At 63.5% G+C, this 20,470-nt stretch carries 21 protein-coding genes; 9 read left to right on the forward strand and 12 right to left on the reverse strand.

All coding sequences use genetic code 11. The annotated features are described in order from the left end of the window. Positions 1-101: 101 nt before the first annotated feature. Both GSQ88_RS18845 and GSQ88_RS18850 read right to left on the reverse strand, forming a co-directional pair. A complete protein-coding gene (locus GSQ88_RS18845; RefSeq protein ID WP_159009228.1) occupies positions 102-830 on the reverse strand; it encodes a sulfite exporter TauE/SafE family protein in 729 nt (242 codons plus the stop codon). 161 nt (positions 831-991) lie between these two features. Next, positions 992-1,525 carry a Rossmann-fold NAD(P)-binding domain-containing protein gene (locus GSQ88_RS18850; protein WP_246784868.1) on the reverse strand — a complete coding sequence of 178 codons (534 nt, stop codon included), beginning with the start codon at positions 1,523-1,525 and terminating at the stop codon, positions 992-994. A 292-nt stretch (positions 1,526-1,817) separates the two neighbouring features. On the opposite strand from GSQ88_RS18850, the gene GSQ88_RS18855 reads away from it, so the two are divergent. After that, positions 1,818-2,186, forward strand: coding sequence for a GFA family protein (locus tag GSQ88_RS18855; RefSeq protein ID WP_159009230.1), 369 nt, complete (start codon positions 1,818-1,820; stop codon positions 2,184-2,186). 48 nt (positions 2,187-2,234) lie between these two features. Here GSQ88_RS18855 and GSQ88_RS18860 read toward each other — a convergent pair whose 3' ends face one another. The 5 genes from GSQ88_RS18860 to GSQ88_RS18875 form a co-directional block, all read right to left on the reverse strand. Then, on the reverse strand, positions 2,235-3,005 hold the full coding sequence (locus tag GSQ88_RS18860; RefSeq protein ID WP_159009231.1) for an exodeoxyribonuclease III: 771 nt from the start codon (positions 3,003-3,005) through the stop codon (positions 2,235-2,237). Positions 3,006-3,039: 34 nt separating this feature from the next. Beyond that, positions 3,040-4,329, reverse strand: coding sequence for an alanine racemase (alr, locus tag GSQ88_RS18865; protein ID WP_174248070.1), 1,290 nt, complete (start codon positions 4,327-4,329; stop codon positions 3,040-3,042). A 205-nt stretch (positions 4,330-4,534) separates the two neighbouring features. Then, entirely contained in the window at positions 4,535-6,034 is a 1,500-nt protein-coding gene (locus tag GSQ88_RS18870; RefSeq protein WP_159009233.1) for a replicative DNA helicase, read from the reverse strand. A 290-nt stretch (positions 6,035-6,324) separates the two neighbouring features. Then, positions 6,325-6,450, reverse strand: a complete 126-nt coding sequence (locus GSQ88_RS35995) for a hypothetical protein (protein WP_283810694.1) — start codon at positions 6,448-6,450, stop codon at positions 6,325-6,327. Between the two features lie 431 nt (positions 6,451-6,881). Continuing rightward, positions 6,882-8,132, reverse strand: a complete 1,251-nt coding sequence (locus GSQ88_RS18875) for a cyclopropane fatty acid synthase (RefSeq protein ID WP_159009234.1) — start codon at positions 8,130-8,132, stop codon at positions 6,882-6,884. Positions 8,133-8,392: 260 nt separating this feature from the next. Between GSQ88_RS18875 and GSQ88_RS18880 the strand changes: the two genes are divergently transcribed. After that, complete coding sequence (locus tag GSQ88_RS18880) at positions 8,393-9,463, forward strand: hypothetical protein (protein WP_159009235.1); 1,071 nt, start codon at positions 8,393-8,395, stop codon at positions 9,461-9,463. Positions 9,464-9,628: 165 nt separating this feature from the next. On the opposite strand, the gene rplI is transcribed toward GSQ88_RS18880, so the two are convergent. The 4 genes from rplI to rpsF form a co-directional block, all read right to left on the reverse strand. Beyond that, positions 9,629-10,225 carry a 50S ribosomal protein L9 gene (rplI, locus tag GSQ88_RS18885; RefSeq protein WP_159009236.1) on the reverse strand — a complete coding sequence of 199 codons (597 nt, stop codon included), beginning with the start codon at positions 10,223-10,225 and terminating at the stop codon, positions 9,629-9,631. 60 nt (positions 10,226-10,285) lie between these two features. Continuing rightward, a complete protein-coding gene (locus tag GSQ88_RS18890) occupies positions 10,286-11,257 on the reverse strand; it encodes a DUF2232 domain-containing protein (RefSeq protein WP_159009237.1) in 972 nt (323 codons plus the stop codon). A 139-nt stretch (positions 11,258-11,396) separates the two neighbouring features. Then, positions 11,397-11,636 carry a 30S ribosomal protein S18 gene (rpsR, locus tag GSQ88_RS18895; RefSeq protein WP_002711478.1) on the reverse strand — a complete coding sequence of 80 codons (240 nt, stop codon included), beginning with the start codon at positions 11,634-11,636 and terminating at the stop codon, positions 11,397-11,399. 5 nt (positions 11,637-11,641) lie between these two features. Next, positions 11,642-12,154 (reverse strand): 30S ribosomal protein S6, encoded by a 513-nt coding sequence (gene rpsF / locus GSQ88_RS18900; protein WP_159009238.1) that lies wholly within the window; start codon positions 12,152-12,154, stop codon positions 11,642-11,644. 377 nt (positions 12,155-12,531) lie between these two features. Here rpsF and fabD point away from each other — a divergent pair, with 377 nt between their 5' ends. The 7 genes from fabD to gmk all read left to right on the forward strand — a co-directional run bounded on the left by fabD (position 12,532) and on the right by gmk (position 19,297). Continuing rightward, a complete protein-coding gene (gene fabD / locus GSQ88_RS18905; protein WP_159009239.1) occupies positions 12,532-13,491 on the forward strand; it encodes an ACP S-malonyltransferase in 960 nt (319 codons plus the stop codon). A 121-nt stretch (positions 13,492-13,612) separates the two neighbouring features. Continuing rightward, entirely contained in the window at positions 13,613-14,350 is a 738-nt protein-coding gene (gene fabG, locus GSQ88_RS18910) for a 3-oxoacyl-[acyl-carrier-protein] reductase (RefSeq protein ID WP_159009240.1), read from the forward strand. Between the two features lie 293 nt (positions 14,351-14,643). Then, a complete protein-coding gene (locus GSQ88_RS18915) occupies positions 14,644-14,883 on the forward strand; it encodes an acyl carrier protein (RefSeq protein WP_006610957.1) in 240 nt (79 codons plus the stop codon). 97 nt (positions 14,884-14,980) lie between these two features. Further along, positions 14,981-16,246, forward strand: coding sequence for a beta-ketoacyl-ACP synthase II (gene fabF, locus GSQ88_RS18920; protein WP_159009241.1), 1,266 nt, complete (start codon positions 14,981-14,983; stop codon positions 16,244-16,246). A 135-nt stretch (positions 16,247-16,381) separates the two neighbouring features. Beyond that, positions 16,382-17,635, forward strand: a complete 1,254-nt coding sequence (gene mltG, locus GSQ88_RS18925) for an endolytic transglycosylase MltG (protein ID WP_159009242.1) — start codon at positions 16,382-16,384, stop codon at positions 17,633-17,635. 111 nt (positions 17,636-17,746) lie between these two features. Beyond that, positions 17,747-18,634, forward strand: a complete 888-nt coding sequence (locus tag GSQ88_RS18930; protein WP_159009243.1) for a YicC/YloC family endoribonuclease — start codon at positions 17,747-17,749, stop codon at positions 18,632-18,634. Positions 18,635-18,637: 3 nt separating this feature from the next. Then, the gene (gmk, locus tag GSQ88_RS18935; protein ID WP_159009244.1) at positions 18,638-19,297 is read left to right on the forward strand and encodes a guanylate kinase; all 660 of its coding nucleotides are present in this window, start codon (positions 18,638-18,640) and stop codon (positions 19,295-19,297) included. 125 nt (positions 19,298-19,422) lie between these two features. Here the strand turns inward: gmk and GSQ88_RS18940 are convergent, their stop codons facing one another. Further along, complete coding sequence (locus GSQ88_RS18940) at positions 19,423-20,388, reverse strand: RodZ family helix-turn-helix domain-containing protein (protein WP_159009245.1); 966 nt, start codon at positions 20,386-20,388, stop codon at positions 19,423-19,425. Positions 20,389-20,470: the final 82 nt, after the last annotated feature.

The following is a 20,470-nucleotide window of genomic DNA, read 5'->3' on the forward strand; positions in this document are numbered from 1 at the left end:
CCTCAGCTGGCGGCCTCTTTCATCGTCCAATGCCTTCAAAAACAAAAGAATTGAAGGGTGACGCCAGCTTTGCCCGAAACAACTATTGGCTCGTTCAACGTCTACGGCGAATGCACCGCATTCCACAACATCGTTAGCCCCGCCAAGATCATGATCCCATCCATCACCAGCCGAAACACATCGGCATTGAGCTTCACCAGAAACGGCTTGGCGATGAAGGCGCCGGCCATCAGCGAGGAGCCCGCGATCAGGCCTTTGATCGCGACATCGCCCGTCAGCGCGCCGAACTGCTGGAACGTCACCGATTTGCTGACGTAGAGGCCGAGCGAACTTGCCGCTTCGGTGGCGAGGAACGCGCCCTTGGAGAGGCCGTAGAACAGAAATAGCGGCACGCTCAACGGCCCGGTCGAGACCACGATGCCGGTGAGGTAGCCGATCACGGCGCCGCCGACGGCAAGGTGCCAGAGCGAGAATTTTAGCTGATGCCGCGCCAGCCAGTGCCGCGCCGGCACCATCGCGATCAGGAACAGGCCGATGGCGATATCGATCGCGTGCGACGGCAGCGCTAGCATGGTGCGGGCGCCGAGTGCGGCGGCCGGAATGCCGGGAACAGAATAGGCGGCGCAGGCGCGCCAATCGACCTCGCGCCACCAGGCCAGGATACGCGACAGATTGGCCATCACCGCCGCGATCGCCATGATCGGGACGGCCTGTTTCGGCCCGTATTGATAGACCAGCACCGGCATCAGCATGATCGAGGAGCCGGTGCCGACGATGCCGCTGATGGTGCCGGCGACGAGCCCCACGGTGAGGACGAACAGGAAATTCACGCGGGCTTGGTCTCCAGCGAATCGACGGCGGTCCGCATCCTGCGGCAGTGCGACGCGCCCGGCTAGCCGCGAGTCACGCAAGAGCCTTTTCTTGATGCGAACCGGTGCCCACGGAGCCTGTCATCGGGCGCGCATTCGCGCGACCCGTTGGCTCGAAAACGCTATAGCTGCGCCGCGAGCTTTTTCATGGCTGCATTTTCGCGGCTAACTTCACCCGCCTCTCGACTGTGCAACGCGATCTCCGCCGCGATGGAGCGGCCGAGAATTCGCTGATCGATATTGCCGAACGATCCAGGCACCAGGCTTCCCAACCAACCGAGCCAGACCGGGGTATGCGCGTTGCCGACAATGATGCCGGGCCGAAAGATCGCAAGGCGGGTGAAACCGATGTTGCGCACGGTGTCTTCCTTCATGCCCATGATTCGGACATAGCGAAACCGGCTGCGGGCGGTGCTTCCGACGGCGGAAAGCAGGCAAAACTGGGCGATGCCAGCGTCATGGCAGCCACGCGCAAAGGCTCCGACGACGCCGACTTCAAGCCGTTGCAATTGTTCTTCGCTCCAGCGCGACGATCCAGAACCGACACCGACACAGCTCACGGCGCTGACGGCACCCTGGTTGAGAGTTTCGCGGGCAAGCGCGGCGGTGCGTTCGGCGAAGTCGGCCGCGCCGGTATCAAGCACGACGTTGCGCACCCGCGATCGCGCCGCAATCGGCTTTCGGGTGACCATCACCACTTCGCGGCATTCCGGAATGGCCAACAACTCGGCGACCGCTGCACCACCGACTTGCCCGGTGCCACCGAGGATCATCGCAGCGAAATTCGGCTTCATGGACAGGACCTCTGCTTGGCTAACGATGCCGGCGCATGGTCGCCGCCTGGCGGCGTCAGGCCGGCAACAGCGGGGCGTTGGCTGCTGACATCACGCTGGCAGCAGGCCGACGTTACAGCTTCCGACGTCGTTGTCATTCGGAAAGGAGCCGATCGTGCCCATCAAAGGAAGCTGCCATTGCGGCAACACGCAGTTCGAGGTCAGCGAGCCGCCGGCCGAAGTGACGCGCTGCACTTGTTCGCTGTGCTCGAAGCGCGGTGCGCTGTGGGCCTACTATAAACCCGCGCAATTCCGCCTGACGTCATCGCTGGAAAACATTGCGACCTATCGATGGGGCAGCCGCACCGTCAAACATCATTATTGCGCAAATTGCGGCTGCGGCACCTATTCGGAATCGCCGGATTGGTCGACCGGCAAGCCGGACTTCGACAATCCCAAGGTCGGCGTCAATTCGCGGCTGTTCGATGATTTCGATCTCGACGCCGTGCCGGTGACCGTGATCGACGGCAAAAACCTGTGGTGATGGTGAAGAGCGAGCACTTTGCGCGCGGCGTATTGATCACGCCGCGGGCTATTTCAGCACGATCCACGCCGGCGCATGGTCGCTGGCGCCTTCTTCGCCGCGCAGTTTGCGGTCGACACCCGCCTTGATCAGGCGCGGAGCAAGGGCCGGGCTCAGCAAGAGATGATCCAGCCGCAACCCGGCATCGCGCGGCCAGCGGTTTCGCTTGTAGTCCCAGAACGTGAACATCGGCTTTGCCGGATGGACGGTGCGGATCGCATCGGTCCAGCCCCGCGCCAGCAGCGATTTGAACGCGGCACGGCTTTCCGGCTGGATCAGCGCATCCTTGTCCCAGGATCGCGTCGGATAGATGTCGGCTGCCGTCGGCGCGACGTTGTAGTCGCCGGCCAGCACGGCTGGGATCTCCTGCTTGAGAAATTGCTGCGAATGCCGTTGCAGCCGCTTGAACCATTTCAGCTTGGCGTCGAATTTCGGCCCGGGCTGCGGATTGCCGTTCGGCAGATAGAGGCAGGCGATCAGGATGCCGCTGACGGCGGCTTCGATGTAGCGCGCCTCGTGATCTTCGCGGTCGCCGGGCAGCGCGCTGCGGATCAGCACCGGCTCGGCTTTGCGTGCCAGGATGGCGACGCCGTTCCAGGTCTTTTGGCCGCGCCAGACCGCGCCGTAGCCGGCTCTATCGATCGCGCCGGCCGGAAAATCGGCGTCGGTCGATTTCAATTCTTGCAGGCAGACGATGTCGGGCTTCGCGGCGTGTAGCCAGCGCAGCAGATTGGGCAGGCGGCGATTGATATTGTTGATGTTGAACGTCGCGATTTTCATCTGCGGCAGCCGCATCGTTGCGCCCGGATCACGCCTAACCTGAAGCGGGCGCTGGTACAGGCGCAGGCGCCGGCGGATTTTCGGCAACGCCGCCCTTGTACACGCGCGCATAGCGGCGGCCGAGGCTGGTCAGCACTTCGTAGCCGATGGTGCCGAAATGATGCGCGAGTTCGTCGACCGTGATGCCTTCGCCGATCAGCGTCACCATGTGGCCGCGCCGCACGGCGTTGTTGGGCAGATCGGTGATATCGACCGCGATCAAATCCATCGAAATGCGGCCGGCGATCGGGCAGCGTTTTCCGGCGACCACGACTTCGGCGCCGCGGGTGCCGTCATTGGCGCTGGCGGCGCGGAAATAACCGTCGGCATAGCCGGCCGAAACGAGCGCGAGCCGGGTCGGCCGCCGCGCGGTCCAGGTGCCGCCATAGCCGACGCCTTCACCGCGTTCGACATTGCGGATCTGCACGATGCGGGCTTTCAATTCGGCCACCGGCTGCATCGGGTTGTCGGCTTCCGGGGTCGGGTTGACGCCGTAGAGTGCGGCCCCCGGACGCACCATGTCGAACTGGAATTGCGCGCCGAGAAAAATGCCCGACGAGTTCGACAGCGCCGCCGGCACGCCGGAATACAGGCTCGCGATTTCGCGGAAGGCCGTAAGCTGCTTGCCGTTGAGCGGATGGTTGAGGGTCTCGGCGCAGGCGAGGTGGCTCATCACCAGCGTGATGCCGTGATCGCCGGCATTGATCCTGGGCACGATGCCCTGGGCTTCCGTGATCGTCAGGCCGAGCCGGTTCATGCCGGTGTCGATGTGAATGGCGGCGCCGCCGGTCCAGCCGGAGCGCCGGCAGAACACGTCCCACTCGGCCAATTCATTGAGATCGCCGATCACCGGCCGGGCATCGATCCTGGCATAGGCGTCGCCGCTATTCTGGAAGAAACCGTCGAGCACATAGATCGCCGGCGCAGGCAGTTTCGCGCCTTCTGACGTCGAGGCTTGCGACGACAAGGCTTGCGACGACAAGCCTTCCGACGACAAGGCTTCGCGGACCGTGCGTGCTTCGTCCAGCGTGGCGACGAAGAATGTCTTGCAGCCGGCGCCTGCCAGCGCGCGCGCCACCGGCCCGGCGCCGCAGCCATAGGCGTCGGCCTTGATCACGCCGGCGCATTCGGCCGGCACGGCGGTTTTCTCGAGCTTGCGCCAGTTGGCGATGAGGGCGTCGAGATCGACCGTCAGCACGCCGGTCGCGGTGGCGAGCGCCGCGGCCTGATGGGCTTCAGGCGAAAGCAGGGTGCTTTGCGGGACCGCTGTCGGGTCGGATGCGATGTTCATGCCGGGCTTTTACGCGCAGCCAAGCGGCGGTTCAACCGTGCAGGCGGGCGGTACCCCGACGAGCAGGGTTGATCCCGGCCTAGAGCCTTTTCCGTTCCGATTGAATCGGAACGGGGCTCTAGTTTCGGAACGGGGCTCTAGTTCTTGTTATGACGCGTTTTCTTCACGCGAACCGGTGCCCACTTCGCTCGAAAACGCTCTAATAGGTCCGTTCCGGCAAATGGCCGTCCTGGGCCAGGTCGCTGAAGCGGGTGAACTGGCCCTCGAATTGGAGTTCGACCATGCCGGTCGGGCCGTGGCGCTGCTTGGCGATGATGACTTCGGCCTTGCCGTGGGCGAGGTCCATATCGAGCTGCCACTTCGCGTATTCCGGCGTCCCGGGGCGCGGCTCCTTGTTGGTGAGATAGTATTCCTCGCGGTACACGAACATCACGACGTCGGCGTCCTGTTCGATCGAACCGGATTCACGCAGGTCCGACAGTTGCGGCCGCTTGTCGTCGCGGCTTTCGACCTGACGCGAGAGCTGCGACAGCGCGATGATCGGAACGGCCAACTCCTTGGCCAGCGCCTTGAGGCTGGTGGTGATCTCGGTGACTTCCTGCACCCGGTTGTCGGAACGCTTGCCCGACCCCTGCAACAGCTGGATGTAGTCGACCACGATCAAATCGAGGCCTTTCTGCCGCTTCAGGCGTCGCGCGCGCGCGGTCAGTTGCGAGATCGACAGGCCGCCGGTTTCGTCGACATAGAGCGGCAGCGATTGCAGCTCGATCGAATGGTTGCGGATCTTGTCGAAATCCAGCTCGGTGATGCCGCCGCGGCGGATGTTGCTGGAGGCGATGCCGGTCTGCTCGGCGAGAATACGGGTGGCGAGCTGCTCGGCCGACATTTCGCAGGAGAAGAAGCCGACGATGCCGCCATTGACGGACTTCATGGTGCCGTCCGGCTGGACCTCGGCATGATGCGCCCTGGCGATGTTGTAGGCGATGTTGGTGGCGAGCGCGGTCTTGCCCATGCCGGGACGGCCGGCGAGCACGATCAGATCGGAGTGCTGCAAGCCGCCCATCTTGGTGTCGAGGTCGCGCAATCCGGTGGCGATGCCCGACAGCTTGCCGTCGCGTTTATAGGCGTTGGCGGCCATGTCGACCGCGACCGTCAGCGCTTGCGAGAAGCGCTGGAACCCGCCGTCATAGCGACCGGTCTCGGCCAGTTCGTAGAGCTTGCGCTCGGCATCCTCGATCTGCGCGCGCGGCGCGAAATCCACCGGCGCATCGAACGCGACGTTGACCATGTCTTCGCCGATATGAATCAGATCGCGGCGCAGCGCCAAATCATAGACGGTTCGCCCGTAATCCTGGGCATTGATGATGGTGGTCGCCTCGGAGGCGAGGCGGGCCAGATATTGCCCGATCGTCATGCCGCCGATGTCGGTTTCCGCCGGCAGGAATGTCTTCAGCGTGACCGGGGTCGCGACCTTGCCCATCCGGATCAGGCTGCCGGCGGTCTCATAGATGGTCAGATGGAGCGGCTCGAAGAAATGCTTCGGTTCGAGGAAGTCCGACACCCGATAGAATGCGTCATTGTTGACCAGGATCGCGCCCAGCAAACTCTGCTCCGCCTCGATATTGTGCGGCGCGCTGCGATAAGCCGGATTCGGCGCGTCGGGAGCGAGTTTGAGAACGTTCGAATCAGTCAGGGCCATGCGCTTGAGTGTTTCTCGGAATTTGTCGGATGCGGGGCGGCGATAAAGCGCTCCTCCGGCGCAAAGCGAAAGCGAAAGCTCGGCGCTATGCACCGCTGATCAAAAATGTGGATTAGTCGTTCTCGGGCACCGCGTCATGCTTGACGGGTTTCGTGAATGATTTCGCGTGAGCTGCCGCTGGCCGCATGCCAAGAGCGAAAATGTTGTGGTGCGGTGTGAACCTTTCGGCGAAGGCGGCGCACATACTGGCAGGGGCAACGAGCGGCTCAGGCCGCGATCTCCGGGCTGAATCAAATCAGCAGGAGATAGATCAGCGCGATCAAGGCGGCTCCGATGCCGGTGGCGATCAGGATGTAATCGGTCCCGAGGTCACGGCGCGGCGGATCGAGGGAGGGTCGGGGTGATTTCCGGGTCATTACGGAGGTTTAGGGCAGGCGGGCCCGGTCTTCTGTGAAGCGGATCACACCCGGCGGATAATCTTAAGGGTAGGTTTTCGGGAACAATTTTGCGGTCGGTGGAATTGTTGCCTACGGGCTGCAGTCAGGAACCAGGTTAATGGGTCAAGCGGTCAGGCCACAACGGTTAGGGTCAGGGCAAGGCTTAGGCATCGAGCGGACCGGTTCGGGCGAGCGCGCGTGGCTGTCCGTGCTGGTCGACACCATGGAGAAGATCTCGCGGGAGAAGGTTGCGCGCCCGAACGTGCGAACAGCGCCGTGTGACGCCGGGCTGCTGACGATGGTCCGCCAGCAACTGGGGCGTTCCGTGGTTCCGCACCGGCCGGTCAACAACGCGGCACGGTCAAGCCACCGAACCAGGGCCGCGATCTGAGGTGTTATCCACCTGCGATTTATCCGCCGGCGATCTGCAGCCGCCGGCGCTTGCCGGGCTCGATGCCGCGCAGTTTCGCTTCCTCGCGACCGATATAGTCCCGCGTCATCGGCACCACGCCTTGACGCTTGGTGAGCTGAATCTGGAAATTCATCAGGTTCTGCTTGCGGAACGACATTTCCGAGGATGCCAGATAGAATTCCCACATGCGCGCAAAACGCTCGTCGTAGAGCCGCACCGCTTCCTCGCGCCGCGCCATGAAACGCTCCCGCCATGCCTTGAGGGTTTCGGCATAGTGCAGCCGCAGGATTTCGATGTCGCACACCAACAGGCCGGCCCGTTCGATCACGGGGATCACTTCGGACAGCGCCGGGATATAGCCGCCCGGGAAGATATATTTCGCGATCCAGGGATTGGTGACGTCGGGTCCGTCCGAGCGGCCGATTGAATGCAGCATCATCACGCCGTCGTCGGCCAGAAGCTCGGCGCAACGCCGGAAATAGGTCTCGTAGAAATCGACGCCGACATGCTCGAACATGCCGACCGACACGATACGATTGAACGGCCCGGGAATATCGCGATAGTCCTCCAGCAGAAACTTCGCCGATCCCGTCAGGTTCTTCTCGGCGGCCCGAGCGTTCGACACCTGCAATTGTTCGGTCGAGAGCGTGACCCCGGTGACATCGGCGCCGGTTACCTCCGCCAGATACAGCCCAAGGCCTCCCCAGCCGGAGCCGATGTCGAGCACGCGATCGCCCGGCCGCACCAACAGCTTGGCGGCTAGATGCCGCTTCTTGGCCAGTTGCGCGTCGTCGAGGCTGGTGTCCGGCGTTTCAAAATAGGCGCAGCTGTACTGCTGGTCGACATCGAGGAACAGCGAATAGAGCCGCCCGTCGAGATCGTAATGCCGCGCGACATTTTCCCGCGCCCGGCCGCGCGGATTGAACTGCCGGGCGTGCCGGACGAGGTAGCGTACCCACCATTGCAGCTTGGCCCAGCGCGGCAATATCTCGGGTTGATCCAGCAGGATCGCCAGCGCATCCGCGATCGAGCCCTGCTCGACGACAAAAGTGCCGTCCGTGTAGAGCTCGCCGAGCGCAAGTTCCGGGTTGAGCAAGATCCGACGTTCGCCGTCGGTGGTCAGGAAGCGGACGCAGACCGGCTCACCGGTGCCGTCTCCGCACGTGAATTTGGCCCCGCTCGCGGTCGTGAACGTCATCGACCCGCGACGAATGAACTGCGTCAGGAAGTACCGCAACAAACGGTCCATCGAAACCACCCCGGAGGGCCAGCAGCGACCAATGCAATCGCTGCCCGCTTCCTCTCCGCCTCAAGCCAACATAATATCGACTTTCCCGCGCGCTACTGCGTTGTACACAAAGCGGATATTCCGAAATGTCATATTCACGCCCTCAACTTATCTGCGTGCTTCCATTCGCGGGATAATCGGCTAAAAGGTGACCCGTCGCTTCGGTGCTGCCATCTGGACACTGGAAGCGATTTCCTTCCGCATTTTGGAGAACTAAGAGAATGTTGAACCGAGCGCTCGTTTTAGCGACGGTGATGCTTCTGATCGGCTGTTTCGCGGCGGCCCCGGCGCATGCGCAGGCAACAAATCTCGAGGCCGGCAAAAGTCCTTCGCAGATTTTCGCCGGGACCTGCACCGTCTGCCACAAGAGCCCGCGGGGTCTTCTCAAGACCATGTCCGCCGCAGCGCTGCCGGGCTTCCTGCGCCAGCACTACACCACGAGCCCGGACATGGCCGGGCTGCTCAGCTCTTACCTTGTATCCAACGGGGCTGCCGACAAGCGGTATCAGGGCAAGGACGCCAAATCCGACGGCAAGCCGCAAGGCCAGCCTGGCGCTGCGCCGCAGCTCGATCGCCAGGGTCGTCCGGTGCATACGTCCGCGCCCGCGCGAGATCCGGCGAAGCCGCAGGCCGAGCAGCAGCCGGCCGCGAAGCCGGATAGCGCTGCAATTTCGCCGCAGGACGACGGCGCGCGCAAGGGCCGCAAGCGGCTGGCGCGTCCGGCGGAGGAGGGTGCGCAACCGGCCGAGGATGAGACCGCCGTCCGCCAGAGCGGCGAGCGTGGTCCCGACGGCCGCAAGCTCAGCGCCAAGCAGCGGTTGAGCAAGCGCGGCAAACCGGGCGAGGAACTGCCCAAAGGCGATGCCGCCAAAACCGATAGCGGCAACGAAGCACCCGCGGCGTCCACCGCGACAAAGGAAGACAGACCGGCGGGCGAAGCCACCAAGAACGATGGCGCCAAGGTATCGGACAAGCCGTCGGACGAAACCGCCAAGGTCGAATCCCCGAAAGAGACCGCACCGAAAGCGCCCGCTGGCCAGACCCCGGCGCAACGCGCCGATCCGCTGCCAGCGGTCACACCCGCGCCGGCGGCTTCGCCGCCCGCAGCGGCCGCCCCTGCCGGTGGCCCGGCGGAGCAGGCGGCTGGTTCATCGGCTCCGTCAGCAAAGCCTGCGGCTCCGGCAGCGGCGTCTCCGCCGGCCCAAGCTGCGGCGTCCGAGCCTGCGGCGGCGGCGTCTCCGGCACCATCTTCGACTCCGGCAGCGTCGCCCCAGCCTCCGATTTCGCGATAGCATCCCCGCGCTCTGACGGGGGAATATGAATTGAACTTGTTGTCGCCGGCAACGGCGAGCGGCTGATCTGCGGGGCGCACGCGATCAAGCCGGGACGGCAAAAATTTCAAGCCCGGCCTGATAGGCCGGGCTTGATTGGTTTCAATTCGAAGCAGGCCAGCAGGCTTACTCGGGGGCCGCTTCTTCCTGCGGTTCCTCGTCGCGGCGCGCTTCCGGATCGAAGAATTCGCCGGCAGCGGCGAGCGCCTCGGCGGCGGCGTCCTGATCTTCCTGGCGGGTCGAGATGTCCTCGCCGCGGTTGATGCGTTCGGCTTCGTCGGCGCTGCGCGCAACGGTCACGCTGACGCTGACTTCGACTTCCGGATGCACGGCGATCGAGATCTTGTGCTTGCCGATGGTCTTGATCGGCGCGTCCAGCATGACCTGGCTGCGGGCAATGGTAACGCCATCGGATTCGAACGAGCTAATGATGTCGCGAACGCTGACCGAACCGAACAGCTGACCGGTTTCGGAGGCCTGACGCAGCACGACGACGTTGCGGCCGTCGATCTTCTCGGCGACCTTGGTGGCCTCACCCTTGGCCTTCAGGTTGTTGGCTTCGAGTTCGACCTTCATGCCCTCGAACTTGGCGCGATTATCCGTGGTGGCGCGCAGCGCCTTGCCGCGCTTCAACAGGAAATTGCGGGCAAATCCGTCCTTGACGCGGACCACTTCGCCCATGTGGCCGAGCTTGGCGACGCGTTCCAGCAAAATGACTTCCATCTTCGTTCTCCTTTGATGTGCAATGAAGTGTGGGTTGAGAGTTAGGGTGAACCTTTGTGCTCATGCGGCGGGCAGCGGCGGCGGCTTGCTTCGCATATAGCGTTGTCTGAGGCCGAACACGGCGTCGGCCAGACCGAGTGCGGCCATCGCCAGCATCAGCCAGCTGAACAGCGCAACGATCACGTAGGTGAAGCTCAGCCAGATCGGACGATTCCTCAGCGCCAGCGTCAGGGTGTGCAGGACGGCAAAGCCGATCAGCGCGTAGGCCATCATCAAGGCGGCCGTGACGGTCTGCGCCAGTATCGCGGGCATCCCGCCAATAAAGCAGAACGCGATCGCGAGCGAAAAAGCCGCCAGCGTCATCGGCGGCAGCGCGACGCTTCGAAGATCAGGCCAGGGGCGATGCAACCGTCCCGACGTCGCGGTGACTTTCGCGGCGAGCCAGAGGTTGAGCGTCAGCGTCATCATGGCGACGACCGCGGCGGCCGCCGGTGCGATGCTCGCGAGCGCCTCGATCGTCCGTTTTGTTTCTTCGCTCGACACATCGTCCGGATGCCAGATCAGCATCAGGCCGCGCCCGATCACGCTGGTGATGGTCGCAGCGTCGGTCCCCAGCGTCAGCAGGACCGACATCGTGGTCAGTGCGGCAAAGCCGGCGATCCAGATCAGGATACGGCCGACCGGATACCATTCGAGCACCGGCGTCGCCGGCGCTGCGCCATCGCCCGAAGATGCCTGATGGGCCGTCGGCCGTCCAAGCAACGCCAGATGCCCGAGCCACCAGGCGGGCAGGGCAATCGCGACGACGAAAGCGATGCAATAGGGCAGACCGAACAGCGCGCCGAGCGCGATCGCGGCCGCGATACCGCCGATGGTGGCACAGAGCGGCCCCCATCCGAGCGCCGCCACCATCAGCGGCAGGGGCGCCAAATAAAGCAGCAGCACTGAGATCAGCTCGCCCGATACCATCGAGGCGAACATCAGCGCCGACGCGCAGCCGGCCGCAATGGCAATGAGAACGATCGCGATCATCAGCTGTCCCGCTCCTTTCGAGCGGTTAGAGGTTCTCGTGAACCCCAACCATCGGCGACCGGACGACCCGGAAGCCTTATGAATTAAAATCAAGATGTCACTCCGCCGCGTTGGCGCGGCGGAGTGAAAGATTACCGTGTTACCGGATCACGTAGGGCAGCAGGCCGAGGAAACGCGAGCGCTTGATGGCGCGCGCGAGTTCACGCTGCTTCTTGGCGGAGACGGCGGTGATGCGGCTCGGCACAATCTTGCCGCGCTCGGACACGTAACGCATCAACAGCTTGGAATCCTTGTAGTCGATCTTCGGCGCATTCGGGCCTGTGAACGGGCAGGTCTTGCGGCGGCGGAAAAACGGACGGCGTGCACCAGCTTCAGCCATGATTCTTACTCCTCAACCGTTGCTGCAGGGGGGGCGTCGTCATCACGGGGGCGCCGCGGACCACGATCGCCACGGAAGCCACCGCCTTCACGGTCGCCACCACGGAAACCACCACCTTCGCGATCGCCACCCCGGAAGCCGCCTTCGCGGTCGCCACGGAAGCCGCCGCCACGGTCGTCACGATCGCGGTCGCGATCGGCCTTGCGCATCATCGCCGACGGGCCTTCCTCGTGCTCCTCGACGCGGACGCTGATATAGCGAATCACGTCTTCGCTGATCCGCTCCTGCCGCTCGATCTCGGCGACCGCGGCCGACGGAGCATCGATGTTCAGCAGCACGAAGTGCGCCTTGCGGTTCTTGTTCATGCGATAGGTCAGGGAGCGCAGGCCCCAGTTTTCCATCTTCACGACCTTGCCGCCGAGTCCTTCGACGATGCCGGTCATCTGGGTGGTCAATTCCTCGACCTGCTGGGTGCTCGCATCCTGACGCGCGAGAAAAACATGCTCATAAAGAGGCATGGGTGTCCTTTCCAATGTTAGCGCGGTTCCCGGCGGCAAGCCCTTCGAACCCTTCGGAAAGGACTCGATATGCTCAGAAGGCGGAAGCACGGGACGACGGGCCGACTGGCCCTGCCACATCAACATCGCCAGAAAGGTGAAATTGCTGAGACCGTCCGTTCAGCTCCCGGCCGGGATCCACGGATGGCGCGGTTTATACGGATTTTGAGCGCGATGGCAAGGGAAACGGCCTGAAACAGCCAGGGAAACTGCCTCTCAAAGTGGCCCTAAATGGGTGCCGTGCCCGGGGATTGCGAAGCTGCGGCGGCTTGACACAACCGGCTCCCCCGGTGTCTTACGGCGCAACTTTCTTACATTTGCGACGTTCAGGGGTCTAGATGACGGCGGCATTCACCTTTCCGGGGCAGGGTTCCCAGGCGGTCGGCATGGGCAAGGCATTGGCCGATGCCTTTCCGGCGGCGCGCGCGGTATTCGACGAGGTCGATTCGGCGCTCGGCGAAAAGCTGACCGCGATCATCTGGGATGGGCCCGGCGAAACCCTGCAACTCACTGAAAATGCTCAACCGGCCCTGATGGCGGTCTCGCTCGCAGCCTTGCGCGTGCTGGAAACCGAGGCCGGCTTTGTGGTGGGACGGGACGCGGCCTTCGTCGCCGGCCATTCGCTGGGCGAATATTCCGCGCTCGCCGCCGCCGGCAGCCTCAGTATTGGCGATACCGCACGGCTGCTTCGCACCCGGGGCCTTGCGATGCAGAAGGCGGTCCCGGTCGGCGTCGGCGCGATGGCCGCCTTGCTTGGTCTCGATTACGAGGCTGCGGTCGCGGTCGCGGAAGAAGCAGCGCAAGGCCAGGTCTGCCAGGCCGCCAACGATAATGGCGGCGGTCAGGTCGTGGTATCCGGCGACAAGGCCGCGATCGAGCGCGCGCTCGACATCGCCAGGGCCAAAGGCGCCAAGCGGGCGATGCTGCTGCCGGTGTCGGCGCCGTTCCATTGCCGGTTGATGCAGCCTGCGGCCGATGCGATGGCCAAGGCGCTTGCCGATGTCACCATCAAGCCGCCGGCGTCGCGCCTGGTCTCGAACGTACTGGCCGCGCCGATCGGCGATCCCGACGAAATCCGCCGCCGCCTGATCGAGCAGGTCACGGGAACGGTGCGCTGGCGCGAGTCGGTGGCTTATATGGCAAGTCAGGGCGTGACGCGGTTTTTCGAAATCGGCGCCGGCAAGGTGTTGAGCGGGCTGGTCAAGCGGATCGCCGACGGCGCGATTGGCGTTTCCGTCGGTGGTCCCGGCGATATTCCTGCGGCAAAAGACGCGATGGCGGCAACACGTTCGGGCTAGAGCGTTTTCGAGCGAAGTGGGTACCGGTTCGCGTGAAGAAAACGCGTCAAAACAAAAGACTAGAGCCCCGTTCCGATTCATCGGAACGGAAAAGGCTCTAGACGGTCGGAAGGAGAATGAGATGTTCGATCTGACGGGCAGGACGGCGCTTGTCACGGGTGCAACGGGCGGCATCGGTGGTGCGATCGCGCAGGCGCTGCACGCCCAAGGCGCCACCGTGGCCATTTCCGGAACCCGGCGCGAGGTGCTGGACACGCTGGCCGGCAAGCTCGGCGAGAGGGTTCATGTACTGCCCTGCAATCTGTCCGATTCAGCCGAGGTCGAGGCCCTGGTGCCGTCGGCGGAAAAGGCCATGGGCCAGGTGGACATCCTGATTGCCAATGCCGGTATCACCAAGGACAATCTGTTTGTGCAGTTGCGGGATGAGGATTGGGACGAGGTCATCCGGGTCAATTTGACCTCGACCTTCCGGCTGACCCGGGCCGCTACCAAATTGATGATGCGCAAGCGTTTCGGCCGCATTATCGCGATCACCTCGGTGGTCGGCGTTACCGGTAATCCGGGCCAGGGCAATTACACCGCCTCGAAGGCCGGATTGATTGGCATGATCAAGACGCTAGGTGCCGAATACGCCAAACGCAACGTCACCGCGAACTGCATCGCGCCCGGATTTATTGCAACGCCGATGACGGATGTGCTGAACGAGAAGCAACGCGAAACCATCCTGTCGAAAGTTCCTGCGGGCCGGCTCGGGACGCCCGAAGACATCGCCGCGGCGGCGGTTTATCTCAGTTCGAACGAAGCAGCTTATGTCACCGGCCAGACGATTCACGTTAACGGCGGGATGGCCATGATCTGAGCCGGTTGGCGGACCCGTGAAACCGGGGCGCAGCCCGTTTTCCGAAGGCCGAACCGAGGCTTGTAGTCAAGGGTTGGGAAGTATGATAACCGAACTTCCGGATGGGCGAAGAAGGCCATTGCAGGATTTTGAAACCCTGTATATTGGCGGTGCGAAGCCTGCCGTCGTGCGCCGGTCTTTATGGCCGCGGCGGAGTCAAATCAAGTCAATGCGCGACTGAAGAAAACTTAACGATCACGGTGGCTCGTATCGTCTCAGGGACGGGTCCAATGGAACAAGCACGAGGTTGAACGATGAGTGAGATTGGCGAGCGGGTTAAAAAGATCGTGGTCGAACACCTCGGTGTCGAACCCGAAAAAGTAGTCGACAATGCGAGCTTCATTGACGACCTCGGCGCCGACAGCCTCGATACCGTCGAGCTGGTGATGGCGTTTGAAGAAGAATTCGGTTGTGAAATTCCTGACGATGCCGCGGAAACAATTCTGACCGTTGGAGACGCCACCAAATTTCTCGAAAAGAACGCGAAAAGCTGACGCCCCCGCGCGGTATTGAAGAAGCCGGACGGGCCGTGGTTGAGCGGTCCACCGGCTTCTTGTTGTGTGCCGCGCGTCCGGGACTGGAGTGATGGATATGAGGCGGGTTGTCGTTACGGGCCTCGGCATAGTGTCCCCACTCGGCTGCGGCATCGAGCCCACCTGGAAACGTATCCTCAACAGCGAGAGCGGCGCCAGGCGGATCGAAACGTTCGAGGTCGCGGATCTCACCTGCCGGATCGCCTGCGTGGTGCCGCGCGGCGACGGCTCCGACGGCAGCTTCAATCCCGATCAATGGATGGAGCCGAAGGATCAGCGCAAGGTCGACGACTTCATCATCTTTGCGATGTGCGCGGCGCGCCAGGCGCTTGACGACGCCGATTGGCACCCGTCCACCGAAGAGGATCGCTGCGCCACCGGGACCATGATCGGTTCCGGCATCGGCGGCCTGTCCGGCATCGCCGATACCGCGCTGTTGCTGAAGGAGCGGGGGCCGCGCAAGGTGTCGCCGTTCTTCATCCCCGGCCGCCTCATCAACCTGGCTTCGGGTTACGTCTCGATCGAGCACGGACTGAAGGGCCCCAACCACGCCGTCGTCACCGCTTGCTCGACCGGCGCGCATGCGATCGGCGATGCCAGCCGGTTGATCGCGCTTGGCGATGCCGACGTGATGGTGGCTGGCGGAACCGAATCCCCGATCTGCCGGCTGGCGATGGCGGGTTTTTGCGCGTCGCGCGCCTTGTCCACCGGCTTCAACGACACGCCGGAAAAAGCCTCGCGCCCCTATGACAGGGATCGCGACGGCTTCGTGATGGGAGAGGGCGCCGGCGTCGTGGTGCTCGAGGAATACGAACACGCCGTGAAGCGCGGCGCCAAGATCTATGCGGAAGTGACCGGCTATGGCCTGTCGGGGGATGCCTATCACATCACCTCGCCGACACCGGATGGCGACGGTGCTTTCCGCAGCATGAGCGCGGCGCTGAAGCGCGCAGGGATTGCCGCGGCAGATCTCGACTACATCAATGCGCACGGAACATCGACGCAGATCGGCGATGAGATCGAGCTCCGTGCGGTGGAGCGGCTGCTCGGCAACGCCGCGTCCAAGGTGTCGATGTCGTCGACCAAATCATCGACCGGACATCTGCTCGGCGCCGCCGGCGCGATCGAGGCTATTTTCGGCGTTCTGGCGATTCGCGATAACATCGTCCCGCCGACCATCAATCTCGACAACCCGTCGGTGGAGACGTCGATCGATCTGGTGCCGCGAACGCCGCGCAAACGCGAGGTCAATACCGTGCTGTCGAATTCGTTCGGTTTCGGCGGCACCAACGCGTCCGTGGTCATGCAGCGCATGGCCGGCTGACGGGGTCATACCGAGATTATGTCCACCGTTTCGCCGCATTCGGTGATAAATCCTAGGCCTCGGTGGGTGAGCACTGCGACCTCGGCGAATTTTCGCAAGGGTTGCGATTGAAGCGACAGGATTTAGGTTGCATCGATGAGTGAGAGGCCACCCATTTCGCCCCGGTCCCCGCGCGCCGCGCTGGAGCCCGAACAGGTCCCGCCGCCGCCCAAGCGGTCCGAGCGCGCCCGCAATCCATTCGTCGTGGTCGGCAACGCCATCATTACCATCGTGCTGGTACTGCTGATCGGATCGGCCGGCGGCTATTACTACGGGATGCAGAAGATCGAGGCGCCGGGTCCGCTGCAAGACGAAAAGGTCGTCAACATTCCTGCGCGCGCGGGTATGGCCGATATCGCCGACACGCTGCAGCGCGAAGGGGTGATCGAGAATAATCGCTGGGCCTTCATCGGCGCGGTGATCGTGCTGAAGGCGCGCTCCGAACTCAAGCCGGGTGAATATGCGTTCCAGAAGAACGCCAGCCTGCGCAGTGTCATCGCCACCATGGTCGACGGCAAGGTGGTCCAGCATTCCGTCACGATTCCCGAAGGCCTGACCTCCGAACAGATCGTGGCCCGCCTTTCGGACAACGACATCTTTGCGGGCTCCATCAATGAAATCCCGCGCGAGGGCACCCTGCTGCCGGAGACCTACAAATTTCCACGCGGCACCACCCGCGACCAGGTGATTGGTCGGATGCAGCAGGCGCAGAAACGCCTGGTCGCCGAAGTATGGGAACATCGCAACCCCGACCTTCCGGTCAAGACACCGGAGCAGCTCGTGACCCTGGCCTCGATCATCGAGAAGGAGACCGGCAAGGCCGATGAGCGTAGCCGGGTCGCGGCGGTCTATGTCAATCGGCTGCGGCAGAAGATGAAGCTGCAATCCGATCCGACCATCATCTATGGACTGGTCGGCGGCAAGGGAACGCTGGGACGCCCGATCAAGCGCAGCGAAATCACCCAGCCTTCGCCCTACAACACCTATGTGGTCGACGGCCTTCCGCCGGGACCGATCGCCAATCCCGGCCGCGCCTCGCTGGAAGCCGCCGCCAATCCGGCCCGCACCCGCGATCTGTTTTTTGTCGCCGATGGCACCGGCGGTCATAGCTTTACCGAGACCTACGACCAGCATCAGAAGAATGTCGCCAAGCTGCGGGCGATGGAAAAGCAGATCCAGAACGACACCGTCGAGCCGGCGGACGATCCGCAGCCGGCCGCGCCCGCGGCAGCAGCGCCAGCCGACGCGACCTCCGCGACGCCTGCGGCCAAGCCGGCCGCACCGAGAAAGCCGGCGCGCCGGCAGGGCGCGGCGCAATCCACCGCTGCACCCCCGGTGGTTCAGCAATAATGGGAACCGGCAAGGCGCCGGAGCGAATTCCCCTTTACACGAAAACGCTTTAAAGTCGTGTTCGCAGCGCGTGCGAATCTGGCGCGCGCATCATCAGGAGAAGTTCACGCAATGGCGCTTTCGAGCATGACCGGCTTTGCGCGAAGCCACGGCGCCAGCGGACCGTATGTGTTCGAGTGGGAACTGAAATCGGTCAACGCCAAGGGCTTTGACCTGCGGATGCGGCTGCCGCCCGGATGGGACGAGCTCGAAGCCTCGGCCAAGAAGCGGGCGGGCGAACTGCTGTCGCGCGGCACGGTCTATGCCAATTTGAGCGTCAAGCGCGCCAATGCGGTTTCGACGGTCCGGATCAACGAGGACGTGCTGTCCTCGATCGTGAAAGTTGCAGGCGAACTCGCGGGCCGGATCGACGCGGTGGCGCCGAGCATCGACGGACTGCTCGCGATCAAGGGCGTCATCGAAGTGGTCGAGCCCGAAAGCGACGAGGCGGAAGACAAGGCGGCGAAGGCCGCCGCTGCCGCCGCGTTCGAGCAGGCGCTCGGCGACCTCGTACGGATGCGTCAACGCGAAGGCGCGACGCTTGGCCAAATCCTTAGCCAGCGCATGGATGAGATCGAACGGCTGGCGAACAAGGCCGAGGCCGCGCCAGGCCGCAAGCCCGAGGCGATCCGCGCCCGTCTCGCCGAGCAGGTCGCCGCACTGCTGGAAGCCTCCGATCGCTTTGATTCCGACCGGCTCAATCAGGAAGCGCTGCTGATCGCGGCGAAAGCCGACATTCGCGAAGAGCTCGATCGCATCGCCTCGCACGTCTCGCAGGCCCGCGAGATGATCGGCAAGGGCGGACCGGTCGGCCGGCGGCTTGATTTCCTGGCGCAGGAATTCAACCGCGAGGTCAATACCTGCTGCTCCAAGGCCAACGACCTCGAACTGACCAACACCGGGCTTGAGATGAAGAACGTGGTCGAGCAATTCCGCGAGCAGGTTCAGAATCTGGAGTGATCGATGAGCGCTGGTGGCCACGGTCTTAGCGGAGTTGAACGGCGCGGACTGATGTTTGTGCTGTCGTCACCGTCGGGCGCGGGCAAGACCACGCTGTCGCGGCTCTTGATCGACAAGACGTCGGGCCTGAAAATGTCGGTGTCGGCGACCACGCGACCGATGCGGCCGGGTGAGGTCGATGGCCGCGACTATTTCTTTGTCGATAAATCCAGATTCGAAACGATGGCCAAAGAGGGCGAATTGCTCGAATGGGCCACCGTATTCGACAATCGCTACGGCACCCCGCGCGTGCCGGTCGAGGCCGCGCTGTCGGCCGGGCAGGACGTGTTGTTCGACATCGACTGGCAGGGCACCCAGCAATTGCGTGAGAAAGCGCGTGCCGATGTCGTTTCGGTGTTCATCCTGCCGCCATCGGCCGCGGATCTGGAAAAGCGCCTGCATTCCCGCGCCCAGGATTCAGACGAGGTGATCCGCGGACGTATGGACCGCGCCAGCCATGAAATGAGCCACTGGGCGGAGTATGATTACATCGTGATCAATCACGAGATCGATGAAGCCTTCGCCGAAGTGCAATCGATCCTGCAGGCCGAACGGCTCAAGCGCGAACGCCGCACCGGATTGACGACGTTCGTGCGCAAGCTGCAGCAGCAGTTGGAGAAGTGATCCATAGCGTTTTCGAGCCAACGGGTCGCGCGACTGCGCGCCCGATGACAGGCATCCGTGGATGCCGGTTCGCGTCAAGAAAACGCGTCAAAACAAGAATCTAGAGCCCGGTTCTGAACCGGGCTCTAGGCCTGCGCGCTTTTCGCCAGACGCGCCAGCATTTCCGCGATCTTGTGGTCGGGATCCTGGGCTTCACGCAATTCGCGGGGGATACCGATATTGGGCCGGATCGCGGCGGAGGCCGCGAACGGCGACGGCAACGGACGATCGGCGAGCGTCGTCTCCCAGATCGCGCGCCGTTCGCCTCTGTTTTCGGCTTCGACCTCGATATCGTCGAGACGAAGCTTCCGTCTGCCGCCATAGCCAACCGCGCTGGCCGCGAGGCCCGCAACCGAGAGCGCGCCGACGATGGCGATGATCAGCATCTGGGTCGAGCCGGACTGTTTTTCGCCGACTGCATCAGCTGCAGCAAGCGGGACCACGGTTGCGGCCGAAGGCGCGGTTGCTTTCGCGGACGATGGCGCCAAAGCACTGGACGTCACGGCACTCGAAGTGTCCGCATTCGCATCCGGAGCGGTCGACGAAGCCGCGGCCAGTTGCTCGGGCCAGCGAGACGCCACGACCGATCGCAGCATGTTCGCATCGGCACGGCTGGCGCCGGCGGTGGCGTCCGCACCCGCGGCCGGCGCGGGCGATTGTCCGCTAGCGGTGATGCTGCGCTGATCGCCGCCGGCTTGTGGGGAGGTCAGTTCGGCGTGCGCGTTGGCGATCGAACCCGGCATCGTCATCGAATTATTCGGCGGTGACGGATTTAGCGATGCGGGATCTGCGGACGGCGATGCGTCGACGGATGCGTTCGGCGCAATTGGCGTGGCGGCGTCGTGCTGTCCGCGCAAATACCAGCAATGGCGGTTGGAGGGGTGTTCGATGCGGTAATACCAATGACTGCCCTGGGGAGCCTGGTCCTTTGGGCTGGCAAGGCAGCTGTCGACCGCTTGGGCCGCGGCGGGTGATGCGGTGGCCAGACGGACGCCCGCCAGCAGCAGACTAGCGATGATGGCTGGGGCGAACTTTGCGGTTCGGTGTGGCATAGGCTGCTCCGGCGATGATACTGAACACGTCGCGAGCCCAATCTCGTTAAAGACTTGGGTCGCAATGCGCCGCAATTCCGGA

Origin of the sequence: Bradyrhizobium sp. S69 (assembly GCF_009766005.1) — a bacterium.
GTDB lineage: Bacteria > Pseudomonadota > Alphaproteobacteria > Rhizobiales > Xanthobacteraceae > Bradyrhizobium.